Annotated in this window: 6 protein-coding genes and 2 pseudogenes; all 8 read left to right on the forward strand. The window is 60.7% G+C overall.

Translation table 11 applies throughout. The annotated features are described in order from the left end of the window. Positions 1 to 316, forward strand: a 316-nt coding sequence (locus AC1DH9_RS20255) for a DUF2271 domain-containing protein (protein ID WP_477808660.1), incomplete at its 5' end; no start/stop codon positions are given. A 25-nt stretch (positions 317 to 341) separates the two neighbouring features. Next, a pseudogene (locus AC1DH9_RS20260) lies at positions 342 to 2,425 on the forward strand (PepSY domain-containing protein). After that, entirely contained in the window at positions 2,415 to 3,380 is a 966-nt protein-coding gene (locus tag AC1DH9_RS20265) for an FAD:protein FMN transferase (protein ID WP_427539933.1), read from the forward strand. Before AC1DH9_RS20260 ends, AC1DH9_RS20265 begins: the two are co-directional and overlap by 11 nt. A gap of 79 nt (positions 3,381 to 3,459) precedes the next feature. After that, positions 3,460 to 4,161, forward strand: coding sequence for a VIT1/CCC1 transporter family protein (locus AC1DH9_RS20270; protein WP_427539864.1), 702 nt, complete (start codon positions 3,460 to 3,462; stop codon positions 4,159 to 4,161). A 332-nt stretch (positions 4,162 to 4,493) separates the two neighbouring features. Further along, positions 4,494 to 4,895, forward strand: coding sequence for a hypothetical protein (locus AC1DH9_RS20275; protein ID WP_427539861.1), 402 nt, complete (start codon positions 4,494 to 4,496; stop codon positions 4,893 to 4,895). A gap of 50 nt (positions 4,896 to 4,945) precedes the next feature. Further along, positions 4,946 to 5,254, forward strand: a complete 309-nt coding sequence (locus AC1DH9_RS20280) for a DUF2933 domain-containing protein (RefSeq protein WP_477808661.1) — start codon at positions 4,946 to 4,948, stop codon at positions 5,252 to 5,254. A 57-nt stretch (positions 5,255 to 5,311) separates the two neighbouring features. Continuing rightward, a complete protein-coding gene (locus tag AC1DH9_RS20285; RefSeq protein WP_477808662.1) occupies positions 5,312 to 7,438 on the forward strand; it encodes a copper-transporting P-type ATPase in 2,127 nt (708 codons plus the stop codon). A 243-nt stretch (positions 7,439 to 7,681) separates the two neighbouring features. Then, positions 7,682 to 7,854: pseudogene (locus AC1DH9_RS20290) on the forward strand (arginine-ornithine antiporter); the annotation flags it as partial.

Consider the following 7,854-nt stretch of genomic DNA (forward strand, 5'->3'; position numbering starts at 1 on the left):
CCAGAAAACCCTGTGGGTAGCTGGCAAAAAGGCCAAGTACTACAGGCATTTGTCCGACTGGGCCCGCGGCAGCGGCTTGAACCCCCGCGAGTTTGACGGGGTCAGCGGCGCCAGCGTCGGCAGCGGGCGCACCCTGAAAGTGAATGTTGAACTGGCAGACACGCTGATTGATGCCGGCTATCAGATCCGCGTCGACAGTGCTGTCGAGAATCAACGTGAGGCCCGCTCCGATATTGCCGTGCCATTGACCACCCAAGGCGCGGGAAAACCTTCTACCGGCAGCGGTTACATCGAGTCCTTTACCTACGACATGTGACACCGGCACCCCTTGGAGGCTGACCATGCTACGCCAGTTTCACTCACTGCCCGGTCTCGTCGCGGCGCTGCTGGTCATGCTGCTGGCGATCAGCGGTGCGATCCTGTCGATCAATCCGGCCCTGGAAAGACTGAGCGCGACAGTACCGGCATCCGGTCAGGTGAACGTTGCCGAGTTGGCCGGTCGAGTGGCGAACCACTACCCCGGGGTCGAAAAAATCCGCCGTACCGCCTCGGGTTCAGTCATCGTGTATTTCACCCAGGACGGCCAGACCGGCGCCGAGCGCGTCGACCCGCTGACCGGAGCAGGTGTTGCGAGCTATACGCCCTCTGCGTTCACCCGCTGGGTAAAAGACCTGCACCGGTCATTGCTGTCAGGCACACCGGGGCATGCGGTAGCCGGCATCGGTGCGCTGTTCATCCTGATACTGTCGATTTCCGGGGCTGCGCTGCTGGCACAGCGCCTGGGCGGCTGGCGGCGCGTGATGCGGCCACTGCGCGGCAGTTTCAATCAGCGCTGGCACGCTGAAGTCGGGCGTTTCGCGATTCTGGGCTTACTGTTGTCCGCGTTGACCGGGATGTACATGTCGGCCACCACCTTCGGCCTGATCTCGGACGGGACGCAACTCGAGCCGGTATTTCCGAGCACGCTCAGCAGCGGCCCGGCAGCACCGGTCACAACCTTGCCAGCACTGCTGGCGACTGACCTGAACGACCTGCGCGAGCTGGCCTACCCCAGCGTCGGCCATCCAGAGGATTTCTTTTCGTTGCGTACTGCGCAGGGCGACGGCTATGTCGACCCCACCAACGGAGCGCTGTTGTCTTACGTGCCCCACGACTCCATGCGGAATGCCTACGAGTTCATCTACCAGTTGCATACCGGCGAAAACCTCTGGTGGCTGGGCCTGTTCCTCGGCGTTTGCGCGCTCAGCGTGCCGTTGATGAGCGTCACCGGTGCGCTGCTGTGGTGGCGTCGTCGCCAGTCACAGCCGAAAATCCGTCACAACAGTGGCGCGCAAAACGCCGACACGGTGATTCTGGTCGGCAGCGAAAGCAACACCACCTGGGGCTTCGCCAACACCTTGCATGAGGCTTTGCACCAGACCGGCCACCGCGTCCATACCGCGCCCATGAACCGGCTCGCGGTGGAGTATCGCAGCGCCCAACGGCTGTTCATCCTGACCGCCACCACCGGCGACGGTGACGCACCCGCCTCGGCCTCGCAATTCTTCAAACGACTGGCGAATGCCCGCCTAAAGCCTGGCCTGGGTTTTGCCGTACTGGGATTTGGCGATCGGCAGTTCCCGAAGTTTTGTCAGTTTGCCAAGGACGCTCAGGCGGCTCTGCTGGCTTCAGGCGGGACGCAGCTGCTGGAACTTGAAACCATCAATCGCCAATCCGCCCAGGCGTTCACCCGTTGGGGCAGCGCCGTTGGCCGATTGCTGGGCCATGAACTGACGCTGATACACGCCCCACGGCTGCCGGAAACCACGACCCTGGCGTTGATCGATCGCACACACTACGGCGAACACGTGAACGCCCCCACCCAGATCCTGCGTTTCAACGCAGCCGCAACGTCTCGCTCGCCGGGCGAGCTCAAACACAGACGCAACAGCGGCCTGCCCCGGTTCCAGGCCGGAGATCTGGTTGGCGTGCTGCCGCCCGGTTCCAGGGTGCCGCGCTACTACTCACTGGCCAGCGGATCAGATGACGGCGTTCTGGAAATTTGTGTGCGTAAACACGCAGACGGCGTGTGTTCCGGGTTCCTTCATGATTTGCCGCTGGGAGGACAGATTGAAGCCTTCATACAGCCCAATCCCGAGTTTCGTCCCGGCCGTGGAAAACAGCCGGTGATTCTCATCGGCGCCGGTACGGGGGGTTGCGCGCCGCCTTCTCCCAAACCCATGAACGCAGCTATGTGCAGGACCGCCTGATCACCGACGCGATGGCACTCCGTCACCTGATTGAAAAAGGTGCCCACGTATTGGTGTGCGGGAGTCGCGAGATGGCCAAAGGGGTGATGAACGCCCTGGATGAAGTGTTGGCTCCGCTCGACTTGAATGTGCTGACGCTCAAATCACAAGGACGCTACCGTGAAGATGTCTACTGACCCCCAGCGCTATAGCCTGAGCGGGGAGACCATGGGCACCCGTTACAGCGCGGTGTTTTACGCCGAGCCACCGGTGGATGAGGCTGCCATCAACGAGAGTCTGTTTGCGGCTGTCGACACGGTGGATCAACAGATGTCGACCTGGAAGACCCATTCCGCGCTCAACCGTCTCAACGCAGCAGCCGAACAGCAATGGCTGCCCATACCCGAGGAGCTGGCCACCGTCCTGGCCACGGCGCTACGGGTGGGTCGTCAATCCAACGGGGCGTTTGATATCGCCGTGGGTGATCTGGTCAATGCCTGGGGCTTCGGGCCTGGCGAACAACGACCCGGCGCAGCGCATATCAGTGCCTCGGATCGTCAGGCGCGCGTGCCAGCCACGCAAGCGCTGGAGATTGATCCGTTGCGCAACCTGGCCCGTAAACGCTCAGCGACTACCCTTGATCTATCAGGCATCGCCAAGGGCTTTGCGGTGGATGAAATGGCACGTTGCCTCGATGGCTGGGGGATAACGAACTATTTGGTGGGGATCGACGGTGAAATGCGCGCGCACGGGGCCAAGCCGGGTGGAGAGTCCTGGATTGTTGCGATTGAAAGACCCCGCCGCGGCATTCGTGAGGTCATGGGGGTAATGGAGATCAGCGATGCGGCGATTGCCACGTCCGGGGACTATCGTCAGTGGATCGAGGTCGCGGGCCGGCATTACTCGCATACGATGGATCCGGCTCGCGGAGCGCCCTTGTCCAACTCACTCGCGGCCGTGACGGTGGTCGCCGCCACCTGCATGCTCGCCGATGCATGGGCCACCGCGCTGATGGTCCTGGGGGAGAAAGCCGGTCCTGAGCTTGCGCAGGAACGCGGTATGGATGCGTTGTTCGTAATACATGATGGTGAGCATTTCAGGGAACTATCGGTTGTTGCCGGACAGCTCCAGGCGCAGATTGAAACTCGCTGAAACGACCAGGCCAGTGGTTGATTTATCCAGGCATTTTTTTGATCGGTATCAATTCAACGACAGTGAGCAGATTTCAACGATGAAGTTCTTTCGCAGACACGCTGAATCCCATAAGCATGAGCGAATCGGCTGGCTTCGGGCCGCGGTATTGGGTGCCAACGACGGCATAGTATCGACCGCCAGTCTGCTGATCGGCGTCGCCGCCGCCAATGCCACCCATAGCACCTTGCTCGTCACGGGCGTGGCCGGGCTGGTGGCGGGTGCGATGTCGATGGCGGCGGGAGAATACGTCTCCGTGCATTCCCAGGCCGATACCGAACGGGCCGATCTGTTGCGCGAACAAGCAGAGCTTGAGACAGCGCCGCTTGCCGAACACCGGGAGTTGGCGGCCATCTATGTGGATCGCGGTGTTGAACCCGAACTGGCCAGTAAAGTCGCCACGCAACTCATGGCGCACGATGCACTGGGCTCACATGCGCGCGACGAACTGGGCATTTCCGATGCGCTCAGCGCAAAACCGCTGCAGGCGGCAATGTCCTCGGCGGCCAGTTTTGTAGTGGGCGCCGCATTGCCGCTGGGCGTGACCATCCTCGCACCGACTGGCAGTGTGATTGCCTGGATATCCGGCATGTCACTGGTATTCCTGGGCGCTTTAGGCGGTATTGCCGCCAAGGCAGGCGGTGCCAATCTGCTGATCGGCGCCTGGCGGGTGACGCTGTGGGGCGCGCTGGCGATGGCCATTACCGCTGCTGTCGGTATTTCATTTGGTGCCGTTGCTTAGCGCTTATATGAAATGGACTGAGCGTTACCCGGTCACGGTCAGCGACAAGCGTGTTCATTCAAGCCGTAATGCGATCTGTAGCAGCTGCCGAAGGCTGCTACAAAGAGTGCGTTGCGGCTGAAATTGCTTAAGTGAACAGCATTCATGGCTTGGGCTTGGCGGACCTGACTGACTACGTTTGATTTGATTTTGATCAATCATGGAGTTTTGGTGTGCTGTAGGTTGAAAAAACAGAATCCCGCTATTTCATTACCGGGGAAGTTCCATGTTCTGGTTTCGCCATCATCGTGCTGTGGGTATTACGGTGTTGTCCTCATCCTTTGGAGATTGCCATGCATGCCTCATTGAAATTGATCCTCGCCGCCCTGCTTGTGAGCAGCCCGCTCGTGGCCTCGGCCGTCGATGAACACCACCCGGAGCTGAACCCGACCGACCCCGCTCAAACCAGCACACCCGCCACACCCGCCACAGCTGAGCAGAACAAGGCCATGGCCGAGCAAATGAAAAAAATGCAGGCTGCACACGACAAAATCGCCGCCGCCAAAACCCCTGCCGAGCGGCGGGCCGCCATGCAGGAGAGCATGAAGACGATGAAGGACGGTATGGCCATGATGAATGCAAACTGTAATGACATGGGTATGCCGGGCAACAAGGACAGAATGGGCATGATGAACATGATGATGAATATGATGGATCAGCAATCGAACATGATGAAGATGCCGATGAACCAGTGATCCGGACAAGCCTGTCGTAACGGCCACGGCGGTTTCACCCTGAAACCGCGGTGTTGATCCTGTTCGGCGTATTGGCAGCGCTCACTCCCCTGGAGCACCCAACCATGATCAACTCACAGCACTCGACCAACACGTCTCCAGCATTTTGGAGAAGCAAATCCGGCATCGCGCTAGGCATGCTGCTGGTCATTGCATTGTTCTATCTGGYCCGTGAGCACTACGGCCATATTCTCGGCCTGTTGCCCTACTCGATTTTGCTGTTGTGTCCGCTGATGCATTTGTTTGGGCACCACCATCACGGTGGTCACAGCCATCGAAGCGAAACCGCAGACCCGGTCAAGGACGAGAACAGGAATTGACTCATGCACGGCGTTGAGCATCATCAAGAGCACAACCCGGCACCCCCGGTCGATCGGATGCCCGCAGCCCGCTTGTCAGCTACTGCTGAATACACCTGCCCCATGCACCCGGAAGTCCGCCAGACGGGCCCCGGTACCTGCCCCAAGTGCGGGATGACCCTGGAGCCGGTGATCCCCGAACTGGAAGAGGACGAGAACCCCGAGCTCAAGAGCTTCACCCGGCGCTTCTGGTGGACATTGCCGCTGACAGTGATCGTCACGGTGCTGGCCATGAGCAGTCATGTCCTGATGCTGTTCCACGGTCCCCTACAAACCTGGATCGAGCTGGCACTGGCCACCCCCGTCGTGCTGTGGGCTGGATGGCCTTTTTATGTGCGCGGCGTACATTCGGTAATTCAGCGCAGTCCCAACATGTGGACGTTGATAGGTCTTGGTACGGCAGCGGCCTTCCTTTACAGCGTCGTCGCCACCCTGGCCCCCAATACCTTCCCCGACACGTTCATGATGGACGGTCGCATCGGCGTGTACTTCGAAGCGGCGGCGGTGATCATTTCGCTGACCTTGCTCGGCCAGATGCTCGAACTCAAGGCGCGTTCGCAAGCCTCGGCAGCCATCAAGTCGCTGCTTGGGCTGGCACCGAAAACCGCCCGCCGGATCAATGCCGACGGCACGGAAGAAGACATCCCGTTGACCCACGTACACAGCGGCAACACCTTGCGCATACGCCCGGGTGAAAAAGTGCCGGTCGACGGTCAGGTGCTGCAAGGCGAAAGCGCGGTGGATGAGTCGATGCTCACCGGTGAGCCGATACCGGTCATGAAAAAGGCCGGTGACGTATTGATCGGCGCCACCCTCAACCTCCATGGCAGTCTGGTGATGCAGGCACAGAAGGTCGGGGCAGCGACCCTCCTCGCGCAGATCGTGCAGATGGTTGCGCAGGCACAGCGTTCGAAAGCGCCAATGCAACGTCTGGCCGACGTGATCGCCGGTTACTTTGTGATCGGGGTGATCAGCATCGCGCTGCTGACGCTGGTCGGCTGGGGCCTGTGGGGGCCAGAGCCAAGCTGGGTATTTGGCCTGATCAACGCCGTCGCGGTCATGATCATTGCCTGCCCCTGTGCCCTGGGTCTGGCGACACCAATGTCGGTCATGGTCACCACCGGCAAGGCCGCCAGTGTCGGTGTGTTGTTTCGCGATGCCGCCGCCATCGAGAACCTGCGCAAGATCGACACCTTGATCGTCGACAAGACCGGCACCCTCACCGAAGGTCGGCCAGCGTTCCACAGTGTCGAGGCGGCACCCGGATTTACCCAGGACGAAGTGCTGCGCCTGGCGGCGTCTCTCAATCAGGGCAGCGAGCACCCGTTGGCACATGCCATCGTCGAGCAAGCCCGCCGCATGGGTCTGACACTGAGCACACCTGAAGCCTTTGAGTCCGCCTCCGGTATTGGCGTCAGCGGTCAGGTCGAGGGGCGTGGCCTGAGACTGGGCAATACGGTGTTGATGGATGAGGCGGGTGTTTCCATACAGAGCTTGCAAGCCCAGGCAGAAATGCTACGCAGTGACGGCACGAGCATCATGTACCTGGCGGTCGATGGTGTCCTGGCGGGGTTATTGGCGGTAGCCGACCCCATCAAGCCCACCTCGAAACTGGCAGTCGGCCGTCTGCAAGCGGACGGCGTCAAGGTCGTCATGGCGACTGGCGACGGCCTTACGACGGCCCGTTCGGTGGCGCGTCAATTGGGTATCGAAGAAGTGCACGGCGAGGTCAAGCCGCAAGACAAGGAGCGCCTGGTCGCGGCGCTGCAACAGGCCGGACACCGGGTGGCGATGGCTGGCGACGGCATCAATGACGCCCCGGCACTGGCGCGCGCCGATGTGGGTATCGCCATGGGCACCGGCACTGACGTGGCGATGAACAGCGCCCAGGTGACCCTGGTCAAGGGCGACCTGCTCGGCATCCTGCGTGCCCGCAGCCTGTCAGTGGCCACCGTGAGAAACATGCACCAGAACCTGACCTTCGCCTTCCTTTACAACGCCATGGGCATTCCACTGGCCGCCGGTGTGTTCTACCCGCTGACCGGTCATCTTCTATCGCCACTGATCGCGGCGCTGGCCATGAGCGTGAGCTCKGCMTCRGTRGTGTTCAATGCCTTGCGCCTGCGCCRGGCCGYGATTGAATAAGCGAAATACGCTGACACCCAACCGCCGCCCAACCACTCGAATCCTGTGAGCACTCCCTGCCTTTTCTATACGGCACTGCGGCGCACCAGCCCATTGGGTTTATCCCTTGTGTCCTTCGCGCGGTTTGCCATTCCTCTGATCTACATCAACTCCCGGCAGCCCATTCGCGCAGACATTAATCATCAGCATTCATGCTTTCGCATTGGCGATAGCCGACGAAGAAATTGTCTCGTGGAGGTTTGCATGGCAACGCATGTGCACGGCACCCAACCGACTATTCCAGGCATTTCGCCTCGCCCTGAGGCGGGAAGCTTGCGCCAGCTGGAACCCAGGCGCCTGTCCTTGAGCCTGTTGATCGCTCTGGTGGTCGGCTCGATGATCGGCAGCGGTATTTTCAGCCTGCCCCAGAACATGGC

Source organism: Pseudomonas sp. 05T35 (assembly GCF_056396605.1).

Coding starts and splice junctions, on each gene's coding strand:
- AC1DH9_RS20265 (WP_427539933.1), top strand. CDS start 2,415: ATGTCTACTGACCCCCAGCGCTATAGCCTGAGCGGGGAGACCATGGGC.
- AC1DH9_RS20275 (WP_427539861.1), top strand. CDS start 4,494: ATGCATGCCTCATTGAAATTGATCCTCGCCGCCCTGCTTGTGAGCAGC.
- AC1DH9_RS20270 (WP_427539864.1), top strand. CDS start 3,460: ATGAAGTTCTTTCGCAGACACGCTGAATCCCATAAGCATGAGCGAATC.